At 54.7% G+C, this 25,356-nt stretch carries 22 protein-coding genes; 8 read left to right on the top strand and 14 right to left on the bottom strand.

Going from position 1 to position 25,356, the window contains the following annotated elements; genetic code table 11:
• Nucleotides 1-61: 61 nt before the first annotated feature.
• Entirely contained in the window at nucleotides 62-664 is a 603-nt protein-coding gene (locus A6013_RS20335) for a response regulator transcription factor (protein WP_069733658.1), read from the top strand.
• Here the strand turns inward: A6013_RS20335 and A6013_RS20330 are convergent.
• Nucleotides 643-981, bottom strand: a complete 339-nt coding sequence (locus A6013_RS20330; RefSeq protein WP_028014744.1) for a lysozyme — start codon at nucleotides 979-981, stop codon at nucleotides 643-645. The genes A6013_RS20335 and A6013_RS20330 overlap by 22 nt on opposite strands.
• A 71-nt stretch (nucleotides 982-1,052) precedes the next feature.
• Complete coding sequence (locus A6013_RS20325) at nucleotides 1,053-1,592, bottom strand: GNAT family N-acetyltransferase (RefSeq protein ID WP_028014743.1); 540 nt, start codon at nucleotides 1,590-1,592, stop codon at nucleotides 1,053-1,055.
• Between the two features lie 147 nt (nucleotides 1,593-1,739).
• Between A6013_RS20325 and A6013_RS20320 the strand changes: the two genes are divergently transcribed.
• On the top strand, nucleotides 1,740-3,332 hold the full coding sequence (locus tag A6013_RS20320) for an STY4199 family HEPN domain-containing protein (RefSeq protein ID WP_041911859.1): 1,593 nt from the start codon (nucleotides 1,740-1,742) through the stop codon (nucleotides 3,330-3,332).
• Nucleotides 3,333-3,380: 48 nt separating this feature from the next.
• Here the strand turns inward: A6013_RS20320 and A6013_RS20315 are convergent, their stop codons facing one another.
• From A6013_RS20315 to A6013_RS20305, 3 genes are all read right to left on the bottom strand, one after another.
• Nucleotides 3,381-5,030 (bottom strand): alpha,alpha-trehalase, encoded by a 1,650-nt coding sequence (locus A6013_RS20315; RefSeq protein WP_028014741.1) that lies wholly within the window; start codon nucleotides 5,028-5,030, stop codon nucleotides 3,381-3,383.
• Nucleotides 5,031-5,213: 183 nt separating this feature from the next.
• Nucleotides 5,214-6,566 carry a glutathione-disulfide reductase gene (gene gorA / locus A6013_RS20310; protein WP_069733657.1) on the bottom strand — a complete coding sequence of 451 codons (1,353 nt, stop codon included), beginning with the start codon at nucleotides 6,564-6,566 and terminating at the stop codon, nucleotides 5,214-5,216.
• A gap of 71 nt (nucleotides 6,567-6,637) precedes the next feature.
• Nucleotides 6,638-7,480 carry a 23S rRNA (adenine(2030)-N(6))-methyltransferase RlmJ gene (locus A6013_RS20305; RefSeq protein ID WP_048960796.1) on the bottom strand — a complete coding sequence of 281 codons (843 nt, stop codon included), beginning with the start codon at nucleotides 7,478-7,480 and terminating at the stop codon, nucleotides 6,638-6,640.
• A 179-nt stretch (nucleotides 7,481-7,659) separates the two neighbouring features.
• Here A6013_RS20305 and prlC point away from each other — a divergent pair, with 179 nt between their 5' ends.
• Together prlC and rsmJ are read left to right on the top strand one after the other, a co-directional pair.
• Nucleotides 7,660-9,702 carry an oligopeptidase A gene (prlC, locus tag A6013_RS20300; RefSeq protein WP_047367223.1) on the top strand — a complete coding sequence of 681 codons (2,043 nt, stop codon included), beginning with the start codon at nucleotides 7,660-7,662 and terminating at the stop codon, nucleotides 9,700-9,702.
• Between the two features lie 7 nt (nucleotides 9,703-9,709).
• A complete protein-coding gene (gene rsmJ, locus A6013_RS20295; RefSeq protein WP_063438466.1) occupies nucleotides 9,710-10,462 on the top strand; it encodes a 16S rRNA (guanine(1516)-N(2))-methyltransferase RsmJ in 753 nt (250 codons plus the stop codon).
• Between the two features lie 60 nt (nucleotides 10,463-10,522).
• Here the strand turns inward: rsmJ and uspA are convergent, their stop codons facing one another.
• Nucleotides 10,523-10,960: a universal stress protein UspA gene (gene uspA / locus A6013_RS20290; RefSeq protein WP_003861223.1), complete on the bottom strand. Its 438-nt coding sequence runs from the start codon at nucleotides 10,958-10,960 to the stop codon at nucleotides 10,523-10,525.
• A gap of 283 nt (nucleotides 10,961-11,243) precedes the next feature.
• Between uspA and uspB the strand changes: the two genes are divergently transcribed.
• The gene (gene uspB / locus A6013_RS20285; protein ID WP_003861224.1) at nucleotides 11,244-11,579 is read left to right on the top strand and encodes a universal stress protein UspB; all 336 of its coding nucleotides are present in this window, start codon (nucleotides 11,244-11,246) and stop codon (nucleotides 11,577-11,579) included.
• Between the two features lie 52 nt (nucleotides 11,580-11,631).
• Here uspB and pitA read toward each other — a convergent pair whose 3' ends face one another.
• Nucleotides 11,632-13,131, bottom strand: coding sequence for an inorganic phosphate transporter PitA (pitA, locus tag A6013_RS20280; RefSeq protein WP_028014734.1), 1,500 nt, complete (start codon nucleotides 13,129-13,131; stop codon nucleotides 11,632-11,634).
• Between the two features lie 228 nt (nucleotides 13,132-13,359).
• Between pitA and A6013_RS20275 the strand changes: the two genes are divergently transcribed.
• Nucleotides 13,360-14,556 (top strand): NAD(P)/FAD-dependent oxidoreductase, encoded by a 1,197-nt coding sequence (locus A6013_RS20275; RefSeq protein WP_069733664.1) that lies wholly within the window; start codon nucleotides 13,360-13,362, stop codon nucleotides 14,554-14,556.
• Nucleotides 14,557-14,609: 53 nt separating this feature from the next.
• Here the strand turns inward: A6013_RS20275 and A6013_RS20270 are convergent, their stop codons facing one another.
• The 5 genes from A6013_RS20270 to A6013_RS20250 all read right to left on the bottom strand — a co-directional run bounded on the left by A6013_RS20270 (nucleotide 14,610) and on the right by A6013_RS20250 (nucleotide 21,434).
• Nucleotides 14,610-16,433 (bottom strand): integrin alpha, encoded by a 1,824-nt coding sequence (locus tag A6013_RS20270; protein WP_063944074.1) that lies wholly within the window; start codon nucleotides 16,431-16,433, stop codon nucleotides 14,610-14,612.
• A gap of 107 nt (nucleotides 16,434-16,540) precedes the next feature.
• A complete protein-coding gene (locus A6013_RS20265) occupies nucleotides 16,541-17,584 on the bottom strand; it encodes a fimbrial protein (RefSeq protein WP_069733656.1) in 1,044 nt (347 codons plus the stop codon).
• Nucleotides 17,585-17,595: 11 nt separating this feature from the next.
• A complete protein-coding gene (locus A6013_RS20260; protein WP_069733655.1) occupies nucleotides 17,596-20,103 on the bottom strand; it encodes a fimbria/pilus outer membrane usher protein in 2,508 nt (835 codons plus the stop codon).
• Nucleotides 20,104-20,140: 37 nt separating this feature from the next.
• Nucleotides 20,141-20,824, bottom strand: coding sequence for a molecular chaperone (locus A6013_RS20255; RefSeq protein WP_041911869.1), 684 nt, complete (start codon nucleotides 20,822-20,824; stop codon nucleotides 20,141-20,143).
• A 55-nt stretch (nucleotides 20,825-20,879) separates the two neighbouring features.
• Complete coding sequence (locus A6013_RS20250; protein WP_028014728.1) at nucleotides 20,880-21,434, bottom strand: fimbrial protein; 555 nt, start codon at nucleotides 21,432-21,434, stop codon at nucleotides 20,880-20,882.
• Nucleotides 21,435-22,011: 577 nt separating this feature from the next.
• Between A6013_RS20250 and A6013_RS20245 the strand changes: the two genes are divergently transcribed.
• Complete coding sequence (locus tag A6013_RS20245) at nucleotides 22,012-23,037, top strand: TerC/Alx family metal homeostasis membrane protein (protein ID WP_028014727.1); 1,026 nt, start codon at nucleotides 22,012-22,014, stop codon at nucleotides 23,035-23,037.
• A gap of 60 nt (nucleotides 23,038-23,097) precedes the next feature.
• Here the strand turns inward: A6013_RS20245 and A6013_RS20240 are convergent, their stop codons facing one another.
• Nucleotides 23,098-23,760 carry an HAD family hydrolase gene (locus A6013_RS20240; RefSeq protein WP_028014726.1) on the bottom strand — a complete coding sequence of 221 codons (663 nt, stop codon included), beginning with the start codon at nucleotides 23,758-23,760 and terminating at the stop codon, nucleotides 23,098-23,100.
• Nucleotides 23,761-24,000: 240 nt separating this feature from the next.
• Between A6013_RS20240 and A6013_RS20235 the strand changes: the two genes are divergently transcribed.
• Nucleotides 24,001-24,528: an NlpC/P60 family protein gene (locus tag A6013_RS20235; protein ID WP_028014725.1), complete on the top strand. Its 528-nt coding sequence runs from the start codon at nucleotides 24,001-24,003 to the stop codon at nucleotides 24,526-24,528.
• 5 nt (nucleotides 24,529-24,533) lie between these two features.
• On the opposite strand, the gene A6013_RS20230 is transcribed toward A6013_RS20235, so the two are convergent.
• Nucleotides 24,534-25,328, bottom strand: a complete 795-nt coding sequence (locus A6013_RS20230; RefSeq protein WP_028014724.1) for an SDR family NAD(P)-dependent oxidoreductase — start codon at nucleotides 25,326-25,328, stop codon at nucleotides 24,534-24,536.
• Nucleotides 25,329-25,356 lie beyond the last annotated feature (28 nt).

Raw genomic sequence — 25,356 nt, 5'->3', positions numbered from 1 at the left:
TTTTTTCTTAAATAGCGCCTATGTAGAATCCCCCTTCGCTATTCTCAGAGGGAGAAATACGATGCGAGTAATCATGTTTGACAGGCAGTCGATATTTATTCATGGAGCGATACACGGTTTGCAGAAATTAATTCCTGAAATAAATATAACGGGGGCTTGTCAGGCAGACGATTTATGGACGCAAATATCCGCGTCACCGTCTGCTATCGTCATGATTGACGGCAATTTAATTCAGGATGAGGAGAGTTCTTTCCTGGATGAAATCATGCATCGCTTCCCGTCGGTACGGGTGATGATGGTTCTGGCAAAAAAAGAGACCCGATGGGTTGAACAACTCATGCAGCGAAACGTGATGGCTATTATCCCCCGTAACGCCAACCCTGAGCGGTTTGCCGCCGTGCTGGATTCCGTGTCCAGAGGGATGGTCTGCTTTCCCGCTGAGTGGGTCAGCCAGCAATCGTCAGCGCAGTCGTTACTTTCCTTAAGCGAGCGTCAGCGTGAGGTGCTGAAGCTGCTGGCGGCGGGCGAATCAAACAAAGAGATTGGTCGCAATCTCAACATCAGTGCGGCCACGGTAAAAGCGCATCTGGAAGCGCTTTTTCGCCGGCTGGAGGTAAAAAACCGAACCCAGGCAGCCATGTACTACACCCGGGCGACGGCCTGAAGCAGCGCTTTCGGGAGTGAAGACGTCACGCCGAAACTCAGTATCATCAGTACCAGCGCGTCATGCTGCTGCTGGGTTAATGGATGTATACACTTTTCCCGCAGCAGCGTTTCACACAGCTGAATATCTTCATGGAGTAAATATTCCGCCTGAAGAGGCGTGATAAGGCCGTGAAAATTTTCCCGTTCGCGGATCACATGCCCATAGCCGATAACCCATACACCCTTTTCATCACGATATTTCTCCAGTGAAAGCCCTTGATGTTTCTTTATTAATTCTATGGCGGCAGAAGATATATTTAGCGCATGACCGTTCATATTCGTTTCCTCTTAATGGCGATACTGTAGAGGAATCGCGGTACGAGCAATATCCGCCAAATGGCTGTTGATCAGGAATTATTGTTCAGGTATTCCTGCCGTAATAACCCAAATAACCAGTCATTTTGCCAGCGACCGGAAAGGTAATAGCTTTCACGTAGCTCGCCTTCCAGCTGGAAGCGGGCTTTTTCCAGCAGACGCCTGGAGGCGACGTTTCCCGCGGTGACGGTGGCGGTGAGCCGACGAATACCGCCCTGATGAAAGGCGTAATCGCAAAGCGCCTGCAGGGATTCGAAGCCGTAACCTTTGCCCTGCGCCTCGGGGGCAAAAAGAAAGCCCACTTCGGCGCAATCTTCTTCCCGATGAATATACCCGGTAACGCCCAGCGGGGCCTGTGAGAGGGCATCACGTACGACGAGGCACAGCCAGTGCGCGCTGCCTGGCGTCCAGGGCGTCAGGCGCGAATCAAACGCCTCCCGGATCGCTGCGACGGGGCGGTTCTCCGCCACAAAGCGCATGACTTCGGGGTGTTGCTGCAACGCCAGAAAAAAGGGCCAGTCTTGCTCCTGCAGGGGCGAGCAGTTCAGGCGTGAGGTCATTAAAACTGGCATTAAGATTCTCCTGAAACATTTTAAATGATTTTAGGGTTGTCACTTTATTTCAACAGAAAGTCAGGTATGGTTAAGCGCGTATAAATAAAAAGAAAAACGGCCGTTAGTGCCCATTCCGGATGTCTTCGCTGTCGCTTAAGGAAAACAATGACTCTCAGCACATCACATCATATCCGCGAACAGTTTGAACACTGTCTGGCGGTCATTCGCCAGGCGTCGGTGGAAATCTTGCTTCTTCTGAATGTACATGTTTCTGAGGGGAAAGATCCACGCTGGTTTCTGGAACAGCTGGACAGCGCGCGTTTAGGGCTCGGGGGATGGGCTACGGTTGCGAAGAAGCTTAACCTGAATGATGCCGAGATGTCGGAATTTACGCTGCAGCTGCGCCTGCTGCAGCAGCGCGTCCCGCAGTACGAAAGCGGGCAGGATGTCAGTGAAAACCAGCTTATTGCGGCGATGCGGTTTGTGACTACGCTGGAACATCTTCGTCTGCAGCAGCCGCTTCTGACCTACAGCACCGAGCTGGCCCCGGGAAGCGAACTCCAGCAACAGCAGGCGCACAAGCAGGTACGCGCAATTGAATTAATGATTAAAGGCCTCATTCAGCAGGCCTGGCCCGATCAGGTGCGGCTCAATAATCATCTTAAAACCTTATTTAACGCTGACCGCGTACGGCGCTGGCTGAAGCATGGCGAAATCAACGATGTCCTGAGCGGCATGATGTTCAGTGAACTGGCGCAAATGCTGGTGGATAAAAAAGAGTTCAGCCGCTATTACGCCTCGCTGTTTAACGACCCGTCCATGCTGACGCTCCTGGTGGAGCCGCGCAAAACGCTGCAAACCTTCCTCGACGACATCCGGCAAATCCGCAACAGCATTACGGTGCAGAAAACGTTAAGTTCGGCGCAAATTCAGCTGCTGGATAACTACTACATGCAGATCTCCCGTCCGGTTCAACGCGCGTTTGAAGAGGGGAGAACGCGCGTCAACCCGGCCGGATTCATGGCGGTGGATGCCAGCGAGCTGCACGCGTTCTGGGAAAAGGCGCAAAAAATGGATCGGGTTACCGGTGGGGATCTATTTGAAGTCCGCGACACGATTGAAAAGCCGACCCAGCGCGCCCCGCGGACGCCCGAACAGCGTGAGCAGCTTATCTCCGGTGCGCTATGGGGAGCGGTCGGCGTGATGGTGATTGCCATCGTGGTAGGCGGCTTCTGGCTGGTGACCAGCAGCAAACCGCAGCCTGCGGCCGAAAATACGGCGCAAGCGGCGGCTCCGCCGCAGGAGATGCGCGAAACCCCTTCTTCGCGCGAGACGCTGACGCGCATGGGAGTGACCTGGGACGAGAGTAATTTCCGTTCGGCGATTAACCGCAACGATACCCGCGTGGCGCTGCTCTTTTTGCAGGGTGGGATGGACTGGAAGCTGTCATGGACCGAAGAGGCGATGTCGGCAGGCTATGACGACGTTCTGGAGCTTATGCTGCGCTATCGGCAGAACATGGCAGAAGAGAAGCCGTGTCGTCGTTTCATCAATACGCTTAGCCACGCCATGTCAAACGGCGAGTCCCTGACGTCAATACGTAAAGAGTATCTGAAAGCGTTCTGCACCGTGCCGGCCGTGGTGAAGCGCCAGAAGCACGATCTTGAGATGGCAACGCGACGCGCGCAGTCACAGCCGGATGCCACCACGAAAAAATGGCAGTCTATTCAGACCGCCATTTATGAGGTGATTCGCTAACGTTTTCCCCCTCTCCCCGGAGGGGAGAGGGGCCAGATCGCACCCCTCTCAAGGCTCCCCATACAACCCAATCAACCGTCGCACCACGCCGTTCGTCCAGCCGAAGCCATCCTGTAGCGGATACTCCCCGCCGCCCCCTTCGCGCGGCGTACTGCTGGCGATGTGGTACTTCTCAATCAGCTTGTGGTGCGTCTTGTAGAAGTGGTTCACCGTATGCAGCCAGCTCCAGGCGATTTCATCCCCCAGCGAGTCGTTGCCGTACTGCTTGAACCCCTGGATCGCCATCCACTGCAGCGGCGCCCAGCCGTTGGGTTTATCCCACTGCTCGCCGGTTTCGTACTCGGTTGCCAGAATCCCACCCGGCGTCAGCAGACGCGCTTTTACCGCGTCAGATAAACGTTCTGCCTGCTCGTGCGTCGCCATTCCAACATACAGCGGCACAATGCTGGCGGCAGAAAACAGCGCCATCTGCTCGCGTCGCCAGTCGTAATCGCGGTAACAGCCACTCTCCTCGTCCCACAGATAGCGGTTCACCGCCGCGCGGCGATCGGTGGCCTTCTGGCGGAACAGCTCGGCCGTCTCTTTATCCCCTTTCGACGCCGAGATATTGGCAATCGCGCTCTCCAGCTTAAACAGGAAGGCGTTCAAATCGATGGGGATAAACTGCGTCGTGCGGATGCTGGCGAGCCGCGCCGGATCGCGCAGCCAGCGGGAGGAGTAATCCCAGCCAGACGCTGCTCCCGCACGCAGATCGCGATAGACCTCATTCGGCGGACGGCCCGAGTGGCGGGCGGTTTCCACGTCTTCAATCCACGATTCGTCGCGCGGGGTGTCACGGTCGTCCCAGTAGCGGTTCAGCAATGAACCGTCCGGCATGCGCACCGCGCTGCGGTAGGCCTGATTAAGCAGTAGCGACTCCGCGCCGTCCATCCAGAAGGCATGCTCCATTTTGAGATGGTCGAGGTAGCGCTTCGCGCCGCGCACGCCGTCCTCTTCAAACAGCTCCACCATCAGGGCAAAGACCGGCGGCTGCGAGCGGCTGAGATAATAGGTGCGGTTGCCGTTAGGGATATGGCCGTAGCGTTCGATCAGCCACGCGAAGTTATCCGCCATGCACTTCAGCAGATCGTTACGACCACTTTCCGCCAGCCCCAGCATGGAGAAGTACGAATCCCAGTAGTAGGTCTCGCTGAATCGCCCGCCGGGCACGATATAGGCCTGCGGCAGCGCCAGCAGGGACGACCAGGGAATATGGTCCTGCGGTTCGCGCGTCAGGACGGGCCACAGGCTATCAATGTGCTCTTTCAGCGACAGTCCGGGGTCGGAGACATATTCCGTGCTGTAGGTTTCAGGCAGCCAAAAGTGGTTCTCCACGAACTGGCGCAGGTCGAAATCCCGGTGCCGTCTGACCTTACGGTAGCGGATCAGAATATCCAGCGGATCCATCTTCGGCGCGCAGTCGGGGAAGGTTTTGCTGTCCGCAAACAGCCGCGTCGACTGTACGTGCTCGAACAGTTCAAGGTAGCGATCGGCGGGCGTCAGGGCATCGGAGGCGGGTAGCCCCTCGATCATTTCGGGTTCCGGCTCCGCCTCAATCATCTCATCCAGTTTTAACTCGCAGGGATCGGTCTCGTAGCGCAGTTCTTCTGCAATCTCGAATTCGATGTTCTCGGTAGCCTGTAGTTTCTGGTTGAACATGGTGATAGGGACCTCCGGTTGTGTGTTCTGAAGACAGGTTTCTCCGGGCGTCCTATAAGCGTAGACATTCGCTTCGGTAGATGTGGAGGGATATGTGCGGTAGATCACTCTTTTCGGAGCATTCGTTTTGCAACGATTTATGTATGTGAATAAAAAAAGCCCCTCCGGAGAGGGGCTTCTGCATTATCGCATGGTGACAAACTCTTCCGCCGCCGTTGGGTGGATAGCCACGGTGTTGTCGAAGTCTTTCTTGGTCGCACCCATCTTCAGCGCCACCGCAAAGCCCTGCAGGATCTCATCCATGCCGAAGCCGATGCCGTGGATACCGACAATCTTCTCTTCCGGGCCCACGCAGACCAGCTTCATGCGGCACGGCTGACGGTGAGAGGTGACGGCGGTATACATCGCGGTGAACGCGGATTTATACACTTTCACCTGGTCATCGCCGTACTGCTCGCGCGCCTGCGGCTCGGTTAAGCCGACGGTGCCGATTGGCGGGTGGCTAAAGACCACGGTCGGGATGTTGCTGTAGTCCAGATGCTCGTCCGGCTTGTTGTTGAACAGACGCTCGGAGAGACGACGGCCCGCCGCAACGGCCACCGGCGTCAGTTCAACCGCACCGGTGTTATCACCGACGGCGTAAATGCCCGGTACGCTGGTGTTCTGGAACTTATCGACGACGATGTAGCCTTTTTCGTCGGTTTTCACGCCGGTCACCGCCAGGTTAAAGCTGTCGTTCGCCGGTTCACGGCCAATCGCCCAGATCAGGCAATCAACGGTCTGGCTGCGGCCATCTTCCAGCTCAAGGGTCAGGCTGCCGTCCGCGTTTTTAACGACCGCTTTAGGCACGGCGTTGGTGTGCAGGGTTGGGCCTTCGGTGTTCATCACTTCAACCAGCGTATCGACGATCAGCGGGTCAAAGCTGCGCAGCGGTGCGTGTTTACGCACGAACAGGTGCGCTTCTGCGCCCAGGCCGTTAATCACGCCAGCCAGCTCAACCGCGATGTAACCTGCGCCCACAATGGCCACGCGATCAGGCAGAGCAGGCAGCTCGAAGAAGCCGTCGGAGTCGATACCGTATTCCGCGCCCGGAATATTCGGGTGGCTCGGACGGCCGCCGGTGGCGATCAGGATATGATCGGCGGTGATCGTCTCGCCGTTCACTTCGATCGTTTTCGCGTCCACAAAGCGGGCGAAGCCGTGAATCACGTCGACGTTATTTTTGCCCAGCACGTTGTCGTACGAGGTGTGAATGCGGTCGATGTAGGCGGTACGGCTGGCGATCAGCTTGTCCCAGTCGAAATTGTTAATGGTGGTGTCAAAGCCGTAGTCCGGACCGTACATATGGATCGCTTCACGGATTTGCGCCGCGTGCCACATCACCTTTTTCGGTACACAACCCACGTTCACGCAGGTGCCGCCCAGCGCTTTGGCTTCAATCAGCGCACATTTCTGGCCGTACATGGCCGCGCGGTTGATGGAGGCGATGCCGCCGCTGCCGCCGCCGATTGCGATGTAGTCATAATGCTTAGTCATAGCTTTTGTCCTTAATCGTGAATTGCCGCGATTGTATACCTGAAATCAATAGTTTCCACCGATGGCTGCAATTACTCCGGTACGATCCAGCTGACGGTGGCGTGGCCCGTTCCGGCTGGCACCAGCGTTTTGTGCAGCCACGGCAGCACGTTGTTCATCTGCGCTTCCAGCTTCCACGGCGGGTTAATGACGATCATGCCGGAAGCGGTCATGCCGCGCTGGTCGCTGTCCGGGCGTACCGCCAGCTCAATCTGCAGGATTTTACGAATGCCGGTCGCCTCAAGGTCTTTGATCATGCGCTTAATCTGCGCGCGCAGCACCACCGGGTACCACAGGGCATAGGTTCCGGTCGCAAAACGTTTGTAGCCTTCGTGAATGCCGGTCACCACCGCCTGATAGTCGGTTTTGATTTCGTACGGTGGGTCGATCAGCACCAGGCCGCGACGGGAAACCGGCGGCAGCTTGGCTTTCAGTTGCTGGTAGCCGTCGGCTTTGTCGACGCGGGCGCGGTTATCTTTCTGAAACTCAGAACGCAGCAGCGGGAAGTCGCTCGGGTGCAGTTCGGTCAGCTGGAGGCTGTCCTGCTCGCGCAGCAGCTGGCGGGCAATCAGCGGTGAGCCAGGGTAGTAGCGCAGCTGGCCGTTGCGGTTGAAGTGATTCACCACGCCAATGTAAGGCTCCAGCTCGGCGGGCAGGTCGTCCTGCTGCCAGATGCGGGCGATGCCCTCAAGGTATTCGCCGGTACGCTCGGCATGCTCGCCGCTCAGCTGATAACGGCCCGCGCCCGCATGGGTGTCCAGATAGAGAAACGGCTTCTCTTTCTCTTTAAGCGATTCAATGATCAGGCTCTGAACGGTGTGTTTGAGGACGTCGGCATGGTTGCCAGCGTGGAAGCTGTGGCGATAACTGAGCATGGGTAATGGTATTCCGCTGAATTGACGATTTGCCACAGTTTACAGCAGAACGGCACAGATTACCCGCAGGCCCGGTAAGCGCAGCTATTGAAATCCTCTACACTTAACCCCATTACTGAAAACAATATGCACAGCGCCGGATGCGCGCTTCATTCACCTATTTCAACAGGACAGCGTTTATGACCAATCCATTACTGACGCCTTTTTCGTTGCCACCGTTTTCTAAAATCCTCCCTGAGCATGTGGTTCCAGCCGTTACCCAGTCGCTGGACAACTGCCGCGCGGCGGTAGAAAGCGTGGTTGCGCAAGGCGCGCCGTACACCTGGGAGAATCTGTGTCAGCCGCTGGCCGAAGTGGACGACGTGCTGGGGCGTATCTTCTCCCCGGTGAGCCATCTGAACTCCGTGAAAAACAGCCCGGAACTACGTGAAGCCTACGAACAAACCCTGCCGCTGCTCTCTGAGTACAGCACCTGGGTCGGCCAGCACGAAGGGCTGTACAAAGCCTACCGCGACCTGCGCGACGGCGACCATTATGCCGAACTGAATACGGCGCAGAAAAAATCGGTTGATAACGCCCTGCGTGATTTCGAACTGTCCGGTATCGGTCTGCCAAAAGAGAAGCAGGTTCGCTACGGTGAAATCGCTGCGCGCCTGTCCGAACTGGGTAACCAGTACAGCAATAACGTCCTTGACGCCACCATGGGCTGGACGAAGCTGATTACCGACGAAGCAGAGCTGGCGGGAATGCCGGAAAGCGCCCTGGCGGCGGCGAAAGCCCAGGCCGAAGCGAAAGAGCAGGAAGGCTTCCTGTTAACGCTGGATATCCCGAGCTATCTGCCGGTGATGACCTACTGCGACAACCAGGCCCTGCGTGAAGAGATGTACCGCGCCTACAGCACCCGCGCCTCCGATCAGGGGCCGAACGCGGGTAAATGGGACAACAGTCCGGTGATGGCGGAAATCCTCGCCCTCCGTCACGAGCTGGCTCAGTTGCTGGGCTTCGACAGCTACGCGGATAAATCCCTCGCCACCAAAATGGCCGAGAACCCGCAGCAGGTGCTTGATTTCCTGACCGATCTGGCCAAACGTGCTCGTCCTCAGGGTGAGAAAGAGCTGGCCCAGCTGCGCGCCTTCGCGAAAGCGGAGTTTGGCGTGGACGAGCTGCAGCCGTGGGATATTGCTTACTACAGCGAAAAACAGAAGCAGCACCTCTACAGCATCAGCGACGAGCAGCTGCGCCCGTACTTCCCGGAAAACAAAGCCGTCAACGGCCTGTTTGAAGTGGTGAAACGCATTTACGGCATTACCGCTAAAGAGCGTACTGATATTGACGTCTGGCATCCGGACGTACGCTTCTTCGAACTGTATGACGAGAAAAACGAACTGCGCGGCAGCTTCTACCTCGATCTTTACGCGCGTGAGAACAAGCGCGGCGGGGCGTGGATGGACGACTGCGTGGGCCAGATGCGTAAAGCAGACGGTTCTCTGCAGAAGCCGGTCGCCTATCTGACCTGTAACTTCAACCGTCCGGTAAGCGGCAAACCTGCGCTGTTCACCCACGACGAAGTGATCACCCTGTTCCACGAGTTCGGTCACGGCCTGCACCACATGCTGACCCGCATCGAAACCGCCGGCGTCGCCGGTATCAGCGGGGTGCCATGGGATGCGGTCGAGCTGCCAAGCCAGTTTATGGAAAACTGGTGCTGGGAGCCGGACGCGCTGGCGTTTATCTCCGGCCACTATGAGACCGGCGAACCGCTGCCCAAAGAGCTGCTGGATAAAATGCTGGCGGCGAAAAACTACCAGGCGGCGATGTTCATTCTGCGTCAGCTGGAGTTCGGCCTGTTTGATTTCCGCCTGCACGCCGAGTTCAGCCCGGAGCAGGGGGCGAAAATCCTCGAAACGCTGGCCGAGATTAAAAAGCAGGTTGCCGTTATTCCAGGGCCTACCTGGGGCCGCTTCCCGCACGCGTTCAGCCACATTTTTGCGGGCGGCTACGCGGCGGGCTATTACAGCTACCTGTGGGCCGACGTGCTGGCGGCGGATGCCTTCTCTCGCTTCGAGGAAGAGGGGATCTTCAACCGCGAAACCGGCCAGTCGTTCCTTGACAACATCCTGACCCGCGGCGGTTCTGAAGAGCCAATGGTGCTGTTCAAACGCTTCCGTGGCCGCGAGCCGCAGCTGGATGCGATGCTTGAGCATTACGGGATCAAAGGCTGATTGTTACGTGAAGATCTGCTTAGTGGATGAAACGGGCGCCGGAGACGGCGCCTTATCTGTTCTGGCGGCCCGCTGGGGGCTGGAGCACGATGAAGAGAACCTGATGGCGCTGGTAATGACGTCAGCACATCTCGAATTACGCAAGCGCGATGAACCGAAGCTCGGCGGGATTTTTGTCGACTTCGTTGGCGGCGTGATGGCGCACCGGCGTAAGTTCGGCGGCGGTCGCGGCGAAGCGGTGGCCAAAGCGGTCGGCATTAAGGGGAGCTATCTCCCGGACGTGGTGGACGCCACGGCGGGGCTGGGACGCGATGCGTTTGTGCTGGCGTCGGTGGGCTGTCATGTGCGGATGCTGGAGCGTAATCCGGTTGTCGCCGCGCTGCTCGACGACGGGCTGACGCGAGGCTATGCGGACCCGGAAATCGGCCCGTGGCTGCAGGAACGTTTGCAGCTTATCCACGCGTCAAGCCTGACGGCGCTGACGGACATCACCCCGCGTCCGCAGGTTGTCTACCTCGACCCGATGTTCCCGCATAAGCAGAAAAGCGCGCTGGTGAAGAAAGAGATGCGGGTATTTCAGTCGCTGGTGGGGCCGGATTTAGACGCAGATGGCCTGCTGGAGCCGGCTCGTCAGCTCGCGACGAAGCGGGTGGTGGTGAAGCGCCCGGACTACGCGCCGCCGCTGGCGGACGTTGCTACGACCAACGCGGTGACCACAAAAGGGCATCGGTTTGATATTTATTCGGGGACGCCGGAATAAAAAAAGCCGGGTGGCGGCTTCGCCTTACCCGGCCTACTTTCAGTGCCGCTTTTTTTGCACTTACTCGTCTTCTTCGTCGCGCAGCGGAACAATCAGCATGTCCACGTGAACGGTGTTAATCAGCTGGCGTGCTGAAGACATCAGCTTGCTCCAGAAGTCCTGATGGTGACCGCATACCACCAGATCCATATCGTATTTCTTAATCGCATCAACCAGCACCTGACCCAGGTCGCCACTGCCGCTCAGGGTTTCGGTGATCGGATAGCCCGCGTTGGTGGAGAGCTCGCTCAGCGCGTGATGCGTTTCTTCAGAGATGCGTTTCTGCATATCGCCCAGATTGACGTCGATCAGACCGGTGTAGAGGTCGGAGTAATTCACATCAACGTGAATCAGGGAGACTTTCGCGTTGTAGGGACGTGCCATAGATACCGCTTTATCAACCAGCACTTTGCTCTCCGGGGAGAGATCTACCGCGATAAGAATGTGTTTGTAAGCCATAGTGTTACTCCTTCCTTAAGTTATCGATGACTAAATGGGAAAGCCGTCGTCTGATGCTTTCATTACGGCCCAGTTAAACATATTTTTCAAGCTTTGGTGTTGATAACGATTAACCTTGTGGCAAAAAAATTAACGGATCTCCTACACTATTTAATGAGCCGTTCGGATATTAAAACGCGAACCGGATCGACTTTTAGTCATTCTTTCACTGAACTGTCTGTCAGGGCATTGGGGTGCGGTAGCTCAGGAGCCTTGCTTCGTGGGCGGACGCCGGGGAGGATGTATGATTAGCACCGTCGCATTGTTTTGGGCGTTATGCGTAGTTTGCATAGTGAATATGGCGCGCTACTTCTCATCGTTACGTGCGCTGTTAGTGGTACTTCGTGGTTGCGATCCGTTGCTGTATCAGTATGTGGACGGTGGAGGGTTCTTCACCTCGCATGGACAGCCCAGCAAGCAGATGCGTCTGGTGGGGTATATCTACTACCAGCGCTACCGCGATCATCACGATGAAGAGTTTATCCGTCGCTGCGAGCGTCTGCGTCGTCAGTTCATTTTAACCAGCGCCCTGTGTGGGCTGGTCGTGGTCAGTATGATTGCGTTGATGATTTGGCACTGAGCATAAAAAAGCGGGTCAGTTTCCTGACCCGCTTTTTGTCGCCTTCAGCCAATTAAATCAGCTTCAGCGAAATCCAGTACAACCCGCCTGACAGCAGGATAGAAGCCGGAAGCGTAAACACCCAGGCCATCAGTATGTTGGTCACGGTTTTGCGCTGCAGACCGCCGCCGTCAACAATCATGGTACCTGCCACGGACGAGGAGAGTACGTGGGTGGTGGATACCGGCATACCGGTGTAGCTCGCCAGACCGATAGACACTGCCGCCGTCATCTGCGCGGACATACCCTGCGCATAGGTCATGCCTTTCTTACCGATCTTCTCGCCGATGGTGGTCGCCACACGACGCCAGCCAATCATCGTACCGATACCCAGCGCCAGCGCGACGGCCATGATGATCCAGATTGGCGCGTACTCAATGGTATTGAGCATATCGCTTTTCAGTTTCTTCAGCAGACGCTTGTCGTCACCATTCACCTCTGGCAGCTTCGCGACTTTATCGGTCACGTCGGAGATACAGAGCATGATACGACGCAGCTGACCACGCTGTTCAACGGCCAGTTTATCGTAGCTTTCGATGTTGCCCAGCATACCTTTGGCACGTTCCAGCGCGTTAATCGCGTTAGCCGGATGGCAGTGGAATTCGCCAGGCGCGGTGGTGGCACCGGCTTCCGGAGAAGGGATCAGCTGGTCAACGCCGGTCGCTTTTTTCAGCAGCTCAGGGTGCTGCTGGAAATAGGTTTCAACGTTGTTGACCGCATCACGGGTACGGGTGATTTCGTAACCCGAGGCGTTCATATTCACCACGAAGCCCGCCGGTGCGACACCGATCAGAACCAGCATCACCAGACCAATGCCTTTCTGCCCGTCGTTCGCGCCGTGAGAGAAGGCCACGCCGATAGCAGAAATGATCAGGGCGATACGCGTCCAGAATGGCGGCTTTTTCTTGCCGTCTTTCTTCTCACGCTCTGCTGGCGTCAGGTGGATACGCGCACGTTTCTTCGTGTTGCTCCAGTAGCGACGCAGGATGAAAATCAATCCACCCGCAACCACCAGACCCACGATAGGGGAGACGATGAGAGAAGCGAAAATGCCCAGTACTTTAGGCAGATTCAGCGCATCAACAACCGATGTCCCGGTCATCAGGGCGTTGGTTAACCCGATACCGATAATCGCGCCGATGAGGGTGTGAGAGCTGGATGCAGGCAGGCCAAAATACCAGGTACCGAGGTTCCAGATAATGGCAGCAAGCAGCATTGAGAACACCATGGCGAGGCCATGACCGGAACTCACGTTAAGCAGCAGATCCGTTGGCAGCATATGCACGATCGCATACGCAACGCTCAGTCCGCCCAGGAGGACACCAAAAAAGTTAAATACCGCCGCCATAACAACCGCAAGCTGCGATCGCATTGCGCGAGTGTAGATAACCGTTGCTACTGCGTTTGCAGTGTCGTGGAAGCCGTTGATCGCTTCGTAAAACAGTACAAAAACCAGAGCAAGCAATAGTAAAAGCCCGGTATGTAAATCCAGGCCGGCAAACAAATGTAGCATAGGACGTTACGCCATTTTGAGGACATGAACGCGGCGCATTATCCAGGACAAATGCGCAACGGGCAAAGTGAAATATAGACTTTTTTTGACATACCACCTGATTTGGGAAAAGTGCCTGAAAGGATAATCGTTAAATTTCAATGGAATGGCTTTGTAATATCTTTTTACGCTGGTGTGACCACAGAGGAAACTTTACAATCCGCGGCAGTTAACGAAGAGGGTTTTGACGTGGAAAGGTTTGATGCCGTGGTTATTGGCGCCGGTGCGGCGGGTATGTTTTGTGCGGCGATGGCCGGACAGGCGGGTCGTCGCGTGCTGTTGCTGGACAACGGAAAAAAGCCAGGCCGCAAGATCCTGATGTCAGGCGGCGGGCGCTGCAACTTCACCAATCTTTATGTCGAACCCGCGGCCTATTTGAGCCAGAACCGCCATTTTTGCAAATCAGCGCTGGCGCGTTACACCCAGTGGGACTTTATCGACCTGGTGGGTAAGCATGGCATCGCGTGGCATGAAAAGACGCTCGGGCAACTCTTCTGCGACGACTCCGCGCAGCAGATTGTCGATATGCTGGTGGCCGAGTGCGAGAAGGGCGGTGTGGTCATGCGCCTGCGCACTGAAGTGCTGGAGGTGGCCCGCGACGAGCAGGGGTACACGCTGCAGCTGAACGGTGACACCGTCAGCGCCGATAACCTGGTGATCGCCAGCGGCGGTCTGTCGATGCCCGGGCTGGGCGCGTCACCGTTCGGCTACAAGATTGCCGAGCAGTTTGGCCTGAAGGTGCTGCCAACCCGCGCCGGGCTGGTGCCGTTCACGCTGCATAAGCCGCTGCTGGAACAGCTTCAGACGCTGTCCGGCGTCTCTGTTCCCTCCGTTATTACTGCCGAAGACGGGACGGTATTCCGCGAAAACCTGCTCTTTACCCACCGCGGTCTCTCCGGCCCAGCGGTCCTGCAAATCTCCAGCTACTGGCAGCCGGGGGAATTTGTCTCGGTGAATCTGCTGCCGGACTGCGATCTGAACGCGTTCCTCAACGAACAGCGTACCGCGCACCCGAATCAGAGCCTGAAAAATACCCTGGCGATGCAGCTGCCGAAGCGTCTGGTGGAGTGTTTGCAGGGGCTGGGGCAGATCCCGGATGTGTCGCTAAAGCAGCTTAACAGCCGCGAGCAGGATACGCTGGTGGATACGCTAACGAACTGGCGCGTTCAGCCAAACGGTACCGAGGGGTATCGCACGGCGGAAGTGACGCTGGGCGGCGTTGATACGAATGAGCTTTCTTCACGCACGATGGAAGCGCGTAACGTACCGGGGCTCTACTTTATTGGCGAAGTAATGGACGTAACCGGCTGGCTCGGAGGGTACAATTTCCAGTGGGCGTGGTCGAGCGCCTGGGCGTGCGCGCAGGCGCTGCAAAATGCGCAATAAATTGCCGGGGAGTCTCTTCCCCGGCGGTGTTGCCCATTCAGATGATGTAAGCATTAATCCGGTATGGCATAATCCGCAATGCGGAAGGTGACCTTACCCGTCCAGGTGTTATCACGGTAAGAACCAATGGCGAGACTGTCCTGAGTGAAGCCATTGAAGCTCCCGGCCGCAATGGACGCGCCGAATTTTTCATACTGATTTTTACCCCAGTAGACTTTCGCAACGCCTTCTCTCACCAGCGTATTAATATTGATCATGCCTTCTTCATCGTCAGCGTAGTCATCCAGGCTTTTACCGCCGTTGATGACATACACGGCACCCACCTGCGTGCCGCTGCCGTTCACCGCATTCGGATCGCCGATCACCAGGTCTTTTTTACCGTCGCCGTTCAAGTCCACATTACCGAGAATGCTGTTCCCGAACCCTGCCAGCTTGCTGCCAGGCCTTTCGGCGTAAATAGCATAGCCATCGTGTACGCTAAATGTTTTGTTGTAGTTCAGCCGGGTGTGCGCCGCATCGAGGAACAGAGACGATGGTAGCTTACTGCCGTCGGCCTTACCTTTAATAATCCAGACCAGCCCGGAACGTTTTTTATCAATACCCATGTCGGCAGGGGCGCTAATCGCAAAAGCGTTAGCGTGAGCATTCAGGAAGTTACCTAATGGCGTAATGGTGCCGTTATTGGGCTTATCCTGCGTATACGCGCTATGATCGTTACTTCCTTCACCTCCGCCGGACTGACCACCCAGGAAAGCCGCCCCCATACCGTGAATGCGGGTTGCCTGCGTCGCGTTTAGCGAGGCGATGTCGAGATTCCCCTGGTTGAAGCTGCTGCCGTAGACGAGATAGGCCGTGCCGCGTCCATCAGTGCCGCTGTTCTCTGATTTACGGCCTTCATTGACCGATTCCGGGTCGACGATCAGGTAATCACTGAAGCCGTCGCCGTTAATATCCCCGACATCGCTGATCTGCTGCCCAAGGTTGTAGTTAAGGGGTTTATCCGGGCCGTTGGTGGCGGTCATCTGCGGACGAATATAGGCACCGGTCGCGGCAGGGATCTCCCAGTCGCCCAGGTTGTTGCGCTTAATATCAATGTTCTGCCACTGATCGCCTGGCTTTTGAGCGCCGTAGATAATGACGGCGCCGCCGCGTCCGCCCGTGCCTTCGATATCGCCGATAGCAAGATCGACCATCTTGTTAGCCACGGCAGAATTTTTATATTTAATTGGGCCTACCGCGGCGCCAAACCAGCCGCCGGTATTCGCATTGCCTGAAGAATTCACCGTACGGATGCGAATACCCAGGCGAGCGTCGCCGTTGTCGATATCATTGAGGTCAATCTGATTAGAAAGACGCGCGCCGGTACGGTGATGCGGTCCGCCCCAGATAATATAGACCTGATCATGCCAGTGGGAGGCGATGACTAAATCATCATATCCATCGCCGTTAATATCACCTATTTTACGTACCGCGACGCCCATCCATTTTGTCGTCACTGAGCCAGGCTTATTCGCTTTATTGCTGTGGATAATTTTAAGCGCGTTTTGCGGATCGAATTCACCTACGTTATTGACTTGCTGCATGGGTTTCCCACCGGAAGTCCCGAAAATGACGTACGCGATCCCTTTTGCGCCATCCCCCCAGGGAGCCGTAATGACAATATCTTCACCCGCGATATGCGAACCATTGTCCTTATCGGAAAACTTACCGATCGTGGTCATCGTCATACCGAAATAGTCTTTTTGTTTTTCACCCTTAATAGATACAGGGACAGAATAAGGCTCGATATCGCTGGCGATAACCTGTGATGCCGTGATGCCAGTACCTGATAAAGCTGCAACGCAAAGCGCTACACGCGTTTTCGTTTTGAGTTTCATAGTATATATCCTTATACAAATCCATTTTTCATACCCGGCAACTCATTTGTATAGCGCTATGTGTTGCCGGGAAATAAGAGGTTTCTACGCTGTATAAAGTTTTTTCTTTATTTAAACTCGAAATCCAGCGTGGATGTGGCTTCAAATTTTCCCGGTTGTGGAGACTTTTCTCCTTGTTGGACAGGTGTTGCTATAATAGTGACATTCCCCTCCTGCGTTGGTACGGCCGAACTGCTGCCATCAATTTTATTCCCGTTGTGTTCAAGTTTTATCCCTAAATCATTGCGCTCACCTTCATCATTATGGGTCTTGATAAAACCAGAGCCATTAAAATCGGACGCGCGGAACTTAATACTCACCTTGCTTTCATCTTCAGGATTTTTGCAAGTCACACGAATATCCACGTTTTTTTGCTTACTGGTGGCCTCGGGCTTAAATTCATTCGCGGTAATACTGCCAAACGGGACCTTGATGGTTTGCCCGTCATTAATCATGCATTGTGGTGGAATATCAATTGACAGTTGGAAATTAAGTGTGACAAAAGGTCTGAAGGTGTCATAACTCCCCGTCTGTTTTTTGGCAAAAATGGTCACTAATTCCTGCATAGGAATATCAATGCGGCCTGAAGGAAGCGGTTTAGTTAATTCCAGAGAGACAGTCCCGCTGGAGCCGGTTGCGAACAGAGTATGGTCGTTTTTATCATCACAGTTATTTGTCGCAGGACGTCCATTATCAACACCGGCGGTATTACTCAAATCAACCGGGATATACCGCAATTCATCCTCGCCACCAAGAACGACATTTATACCGATATTAATACCCTTTTCCGCATCCAGAGGATAATAGATAAAGTCTGCGTTACGTTTGCCGCCTCCTGTGCCCAGTTTCGTACTGGTAAATCGAAATAAGATACTTTCTGGCACGCTGGAGTCCTGACAGAGGCAGATACCATTAAAATTACCTTTGTTATTCCATGTGGATTGGGTTGTGCCGGGTACGTCGTCAGCAGTAAGGTTTTCGATAATATCAAACTTGTGCGCCTGGCCAGATACGGTTGATGTCGGCCAGCAGCTTCCTACAACATCAGCATAAGCTGGCGCGCCCATTAATCCCCCTGCTGCCAGGCACGCGAGTAACGTTAATTTTTTCATTTTTAATTCCTTTATTTATTAACGGATGATTTGCAGGTCTGCGTTAATTGCACAATTCCGCTAATCGTGGGTTCCTGGCCAGAAAGCTGATAGTGAACCTGGCAACGCTGATCGGGTTTCTTACCCCAGCTCACGTCTAACGTCCCTTTTTCCGCCATCCCGGTGAGGAATACGCTGCCTTCATCACCCACAATGCTGGTGGTGGTATTCTGAGAAACAATGGCACCGAACGGAACGGGTTTGCCCTGCGCATCTTTCAGCGTCATCATCAGGCGTTTACCCACCGCCGTGGTGAAACGTGCCCGAACGATAGCCCCCCGGGTGGGAACGACTTTATGGCTGTTACTTTCCAGCTCGACATCGTCAGGTAATGTATCGGGACGCAGCTGGATATTGCTCTCCTGATAAGGTGTCAGGTAAGGCACCACCGCATAGCCCCAGGGGTCGGTGCGCACGCCAGTGTGGTTACGGACGCTGACACCTGCGGCATCCGGCGCTTCAACCAGAGCGACCGTTTCACCCAGCGACTGCGCCAGCGTGACGCCATGAGGATGAACCAGCACGCCCCCGCGCAGGCTGTAATTCAGCCGCTGCGCGTCCCGGCTATAGCCATACCCGGCGCCAACCTGCGCATAGCGTCCGTTATAGCTAAGCGAGGCATCGCTGCTGTTTGCCTGGCTCCCTGGGTTGATATTCTGCTGTACGCTCCAGTTCAGGTTATTGTCCTCAAGGGCGCTGCCGCTCAGGGAAACACTGTGGCCTGGCGAGCGTTTTTCCGCCGCAGAGAAGGTGTAACCGGCACGTGTGGAGCGGAGCCATTTGTCCAGAGGGACGCTCACGCTCAGGCTGAACAGATTGTCCTGGTTATAGAGACGCTGGTTATCCTCTTTTGTCACGTTCAGATAGTGGTTGTAATTCAGGCTATAGCTGATCCCGTTCCAGCTGTTGCCATAGCCCAGCGTGGCGGAGGTCGTGCGTTTTTGGCTCGTGTGGTAGTCCTCGCTGACCAGCATGGCGGAGAGATAGCCGAGGTTTTCTCCCAGGTTTTGGTTTAGCGTCAGTTCTGTACGGCTACGGCGTCGATCCATGCGCGAGGGTTGCGAGTGATAGCTGCTCAGGGTTTCACCGAGCGTGTAGAAATCGGACGTCGAGTAGCGATAGCCCGCAATCGCAACGTTAGTGCCGGTAGACAGCAAATTTTTGTTATAGCGCAGGCGTAGCGACTGTCCCCGGTTTTTCTCTGCCTGTTTAGTGGTGGCCCAGGCCTGGGTAATATCAAATGACAGTGCGCCAAAATCGCCCATGTTTTTACCCATGCCAAAAAGCAGGGACTGATATTGACTGGCAGCCTGCATGCCTCCGTATATCGAGGTTTCCCACGGCAGACCGTAAATCAGGCTCCCTTGTGAAAACAGGGCATTCTCAGCATCGCTGCTGCTGGAACGATAGCTGCCGCTAATGACTTCATATTTGTATTGCCCTTCCCGCTGCATCACCGCTAACGACGCGTAAGGCACTAAAGAGACTTGTTCGCTGCCATCCGCCTCTTTCACCACAACTTTCAGCTCGCCGCTGCTGCCGAGGTAAAGATCGTTGATGACAAATTCACCGGGCGGGACATAGCTTTGATAAATGCTGTAGCCGTTCTGAAAAATAGTGATCTGGGCATTAGTACGAGCAATACCGCGGATCACCGGCGCATAGCCTCGCAGGCTGCCCGGAAGCATCTGTTCATCCGAGTAAAGCTGAACGCCGCGAAATGGGGTGCTATCAAAGACTTCTGCGGTAGAACTGTTATCCCCGACAATCAGCTGGCTATTCAGGGCGCTGATATCACGCTGCAGATAGGTATAAACCGATTCCCAGTGCCCAGCTTGTCCCTGGCTGTTACTCCAGGTCGAGAAATTGCGTAAACGCCAGGGTCCAACGTTCAGTCCCGGACGCAGGCTGAGGTACTGGCTATCGGTTCCCGTCCCGTTGTGCGAGGTCCACGTGGCGCCGCTGTAGTTGTAGCTGAGCATCAGGCCCGGAATACCCTGTTCCCGGCGCGCAGGATCGATGTAGCCGTGAGCGTGGCTGTCCAGGGCCGCCTGGGGAATGCTGAGCCTTAACGCCTGCTCGCTGAAGTCAAATTCGCTGCTTGCGAGAGGGATCGCCGACAGATTCGCGCAGCCCTGGGTATCGTCCCGGAGCAACGGGAATGCCGCCGTTTTAACACCAAACGACCGGAGCGTCTCCTCGCTGAGGCACGGTGCGAGGATATTTTTATGCTGCGCGTTCTCTTCGAGTCGAAACGTGATATCGCGCGTGTCGTACATTTTATTGTTAAGAAACAGGTCAACACGATAAACGCCGGGTGTCTGGCTCTCTTTGTTCTCAAAGAGAGAAAGATCGACGGCGGTACGCGGCGCGCCACCCGTTTCCAGAAAGGCCGGGTCGAAGTAATCACTGGCGTATAATGCGCTGGGTAATATCCAGGCAAAGCAAAGCGCTGGACGAATGCCCCAAAATATAGTCATGAAAAAATACCCCTGTGAGGTTATTGTTTTAAAATCGTTATTCTATTTTTTGTGTGATTAACTGGCTGTTGCCGCCATAATCATTGATATATTTCCATTGTACGGTGGCATTGTTTTTCAAAAGCGTGTTCCTGAGCGTGAATGTTGTGCTGCTTTTAGGCGCGAGCATGTCAATCTCTGACCATGCTTTGTTATTGATCTTCACCTCCGCAAAGGAAATGTAATAAGACGAGTTGTTGCGTACAATGAGTTCGTTATTTTTAACAGACCATTGCACATTCTTACTAATATCCGTGGGTTCATCCATTAAATTTGACGGACGATAAAATAATTTGATCCGGGTATTTACCGCTATCTGCAGTTTATTAATATCCTCTCTGGAAGAGGAGGGGATCGATTTTACGTTGATCCAGAAAAGCGACTCGCGATCCTGCGGTAAAGGCGCGCCGTTATAGATAATACGGAGCGCGTTGGACTTACCTGCATCCATGCGAAAAAGCGGTGGCGTCACAATAAACGGGGCTTTGGTGCCCTGTGAATCTTTGCCCTGTACCCAGCTCTGTACCAGGAACGGGCTGGCAGTATTATTTCTGACTGTAATATTGCTCTCTTTCTTGTCCGCATGATATACCACTCGCGTATTGGATAAGGTCACACTGGCGTGTGACATACAAGAGCCAAAGAGCAGAGCCAGCAGCGTCAGATAGCGTTTCCTTAACATAAAACGTCCTTGCGTTCCGGGCTGTTATTCATTGCCCGGAACTGAGTTGAATGATTTATTTATAGATAATGGTGTAATCCGCAACCGCATCTGCCTTACCGGCGGTCACAGCATCCAGGGATGATTTATAACGGGCTGAATACAGCAGGGTGGCTGCCCCCGTGGTGCCATCACCGGTAATAGGAACAAATTTATTCGGGTTGTCGCCCAGTTTTAACGATGTTCCATCTTCATTCAGGAATTCAATACCCAAACCCGTTGCGGCGTCGCCACCGGTTTTAAGCGCGAGCAGATTATTATCATTAGCATCATAGGCACCGCCAAATCGTGCTCCGGCTGATTTAAGGACGGCGGTATCGCAGTTAGACAGTTCTATCTGGATACGGTGAATACCCGCAACGTCACCTTTTTCTTTAAATGCTGAAGACGAGATGGTACCCATATCGATCGTTGGGTTCCCCCCCTGACCGTTAATATCGACATCACAGGTGCTCGCGGTAATCATACCCGTGAATTCAATGGTCCCTGCGCCTTTACCTGGCGCTGCATGGCTGGAAGGACTGGCAATTGCAGCCAATAAAAATCCCATGGTAATAACGGATTTATTCATTTTTTAAAATATTCCTCAGTGTGTAAAAGGTAGAACAGTATTATTTCGGGTTAGTCACTCGAAAGCGTTGTTGTGGTCACGGGATGTGGATATTCCGCTAATATGAAACATTAAGGTGGATATTCATCATCGCTTACCAGTCCATGTGAAAAACTTCCATCACAAGAAGTCTGAATATTTTTCTGGGTCAGGTTAACAAGCGTTTAAAAAAAATAAAGTGAGAACGTCATGATTTGTCTTTGGTTGATTTAAAATCAATGAGTTAGGTTGTTTTTATCAGGGTTTTATCAGCAATTCAGTGTGAGAATTTTACGGCTTATTTACTACTTGCCGTATGTCAGGTTCAGCTCAGATAATAAAACTTTCATAATAATGAAAGAATAATCTCCGGAAGAACACGTTGCCTTCCCGGAAGACGTAAGAGAAATCTTGGCATTTTTAACATCACATTTACATTGCCGGGCTGGCGTCAAGAAGTGTTATTATTATTCTCTTGCCCGGTGATACGGGCGTTTTCTTTTTTTTTGTTGCAAACGTTGCCTCTGCCAGCGCGCAGATGAAGGTTAAGGATAGATTCATGGCTTCTGCTCATCTCGGTTTCCCGACTGAAACCGTTGTTGTCTTTGTGGTGATGGCCGTTGGGGCGATGTTTATCGACCTCTTCATGCACCGTCACGATAAACCTGTTTCGCTGAAAAGTGCGGCCATGTGGTCCGTTTTCTGGTTCTCGATGGCGATGGCCTTCGCCGGTTTTCTGTACATCCACCACGGCGCCGAGATGGCGAGTCTGTTCCTCACCGGTTACGCGCTGGAAGAGGTGCTCTCCATCGATAACCTGTTCGTGATGATGGCGATCTTTGCCTGGTTCGGCGTGCCGGATAAGTACCGTCACCGTGTGCTCTACTGGGGCGTGCTGGGGGCGATTGTCTTCCGCGGTATTTTCGTGGCGATCGGCACCAGCCTGCTGAGCCTGGGGCCTTACGTGGAGGTTATTTTTGCGCTGGTCGTCGGCTGGACGGCGGTGATGATGCTCAAGCGCAATGAAGAGAGTGACGAAGTGGAAGATTACTCGGGTCACCTTGCCTATCGCCTGGTGAAACGCTTCTATCCCGTCTGGCCCAAAATCAGCAGCAACGCGTTTATCCTGACGCAGAAAGAGGTGGATGCGGAGCTTGAAAAGCCGGAAAACCAGGACGTAACGGTTGGCCGCGTGAAGAAGGCGAAGCGCTATGCAACGCCGCTGCTGCTCTGCGTGGCGGTGGTGGAACTCTCTGACGTAATGTTCGCGTTTGACTCCGTACCGGCGATTATTGCGGTAAGCCGCGAGCCGCTGATTATCTACAGCGCCATGATGTTCGCCATTCTCGGCCTGCGTACCCTCTACTTTGTGCTGGAAGCGCTCAAGCAGTATCTGGTGCACCTGGAGAAAGCGGTGGTGCTGCTGCTGTTCTTCGTGGCGTTCAAGCTGGGTCTGAATGCGACCGATCACTTCTGGCACCACGGTTACAGCATTGGCGCGACGGCCAGCCTGTTTGTGGTGTTAGGTGTGCTGGCGCTGGGGATTATTGCGAGCGTAATGTTCCCGGGGAAACGTGAGGCCTGATGCACCGCTTTTCTCCCTCTCCCTGTGGGAGAGGGCTGGGGTGAGGGCAACAGACCGCACCTAACCTTTAATCGGTGAATTCCGGCGCTTGCGTGGGTGATGGAAGTGCCGCCAGTGAGGATCCTGCGCCGCGGCCAGCAGTTCGTGGTCGCCGCGGGTGTCGCCCCAGGCTCGCAGATGATAGTCGTTCAGATCGCCATACACCTTCTCCAGCCTCGCCACTTTCTGGGCGCAGCGGCAGTTATTGCCCGTAATGCGTCCCGTCAGCTTGCCGTCCTTCACTTCCAGCTGCGTGCCAATCAGCTTAATGCCGAGCCTGTCCGCCCACGGCTGGAGCACCAGCGCCGGCGACGCAGAGCAGATCGTCACTTCCGCGCCGGAATTCACCTCAGCCGCCACCGCCAGAACCCCTTCGGGGCGCATCAGCTTGTTCCAGTATTTTTCGCAAAAGGCTTCCGCCTGCTGGCGTAGCCAGTGTTCGTCCACGCCTGTCAGGAACGTTTTAATCAGCACTTCCTTCAGCTCATCACGCGTCAGCTTGCGGCGCACGCAGTGGAGCGTGGGCAGCGCCATGCGCACCAGACGACCCGCAAAGTAGCGTTTCCCAAAGGCAAAACGCAGGAAAGGGATAAAGCTGTCGTGGTGCGTGAGCGTCCCGTCAAAGTCAAAGACAGAGAGCACGCTGGATTTCGCCACCGTCTCGTCGGCAATCATATTGGTCATAAATACGTCTTAGCTGAATTACACATTCTGTCGATCAGTTTACCTGCTTTATCTGAACAGTCCTTACATCACTACCCTTTTTTTTCTCAATCTTGCGATCTGAAAGTGAGTCCAATTTTGGCCTCAATAATGATTGGTGAAAAAGTGAGCGGTCTATATTATCGCCACATCGAAAGATATTTCGGGGGAACGTTGGCCTCCACAGGTAAGGAAAAATTCACTCTTAGCTCCTGTTTAGATATGACATTCAGATCGCTTATTTCAATCCTCACGTTAAGTTTTGCTTCGTTTTCCGCACTGAGTTTTCAGTTGCCCGCATCGATGATCTCCGCCGATAGCACATTTGCGGAATCGCCGGTGAAGTCGGCCCTGCTTCACCAGGAGACAGGCCCACTCCGCTCCCGGATACTGGATCAATACCAGAAATGGAAAGGGACTCACTATCAGTGGGGCGGCACCACGCACCGCGGAGTGGATTGCTCCGCGCTTATGCAGCATCTGTTCAGCGATGCGGCGCATCTTTATCTGCCGCGCACGACGAGCGAGCAGATCCATCGCGGTGTACAGGTAGCGCAATACCGTCTGAAGGCGGGAGATTTGGTCTTCTTCCAGACGGGCCCGAACCGCAGGCACGTTGGCGTGTATATCGGTAACAGCCAGTTTATTCATGCCTCCAGCAGCCAGGGCGTAACGGTCTCAACCCTGACTGATGACTACTGGCAGGATCGTTACATTACCGCCCGTCGTGTCGCGGGCAGCGCCGCCTGACGACATTAAATAATGTCATCCACCACGCCACCATCGACGCGCAATGCCGCGCCTGAGGTGGCGGAGGCCTGCGTCGAACAGACATAAATCACCATATTAGCCACCTCTTCAACGGTGGCGGCGCGCTGGATAACCGAGCTGGGGCGGTTGGTCATGACAAATTCTTTTGCCAGCTGCTCCAGCGATTTACCGGTTTTCTCGATCTCATCTTTCATCATTTCAGCGAAACCGTCGGACATCGTCGGGCCCGGCAGCACGCTGTTCACCGTCACGCCGCTTCCCGCCACGAACTTCGCCAGCCCGCGCGCCAGCGAAAGCTGTGCCGTTTTGGTCACCCCGTAGTGGATCATGTCTGCCGGGATATTGCAGGCTGACTCGGAGGAGATAAACACCACGCGGCCCCAGCCTTTTTTCACCATGCCCGGCAGCAGGGCGCGGGAGAGGCGCACGCCGGACATCACGTTGGTCTGCCAGTAGCGCTCCCAGGTTTCATCGTCGGTGCCATAGAAATCCTGCGGGCCGTAAATCCCGGCGTTGTTCACCAGAATATCGACGTCGCTCGCGACCTTCAGCAGCGATTCAACCCCTTCCGCGGTGCTGAGATCGGCAATGGCGGCACGCACCTGCACGCCAGGCACAACCTGCTGCAGCTGCTGAATACCTTTGTTCACCGAGTCGGTGCTGCGGCCATTAACGATCACTTCCGCGCCGCTTTCTGCCAGGCCTCTGGCAATGGCAAACCCGATCCCGCCGGTTGAGGCGGTGACCAGGGCCACTTTCCCTGCAAAGTCGATTTTCATCATCAGCTCCTTATCGTTTTAACGTTCG

Origin of the sequence: Enterobacter sp. IF2SW-B1, from assembly GCF_001743375.1 — a bacterium.
Lineage (GTDB): Bacteria > Pseudomonadota > Gammaproteobacteria > Enterobacterales > Enterobacteriaceae > Enterobacter > Enterobacter bugandensis.
The sequence above is the reverse complement of the archived record's forward strand: the minus strand, read 5'-3'. Positions and strand labels throughout refer to the sequence as shown.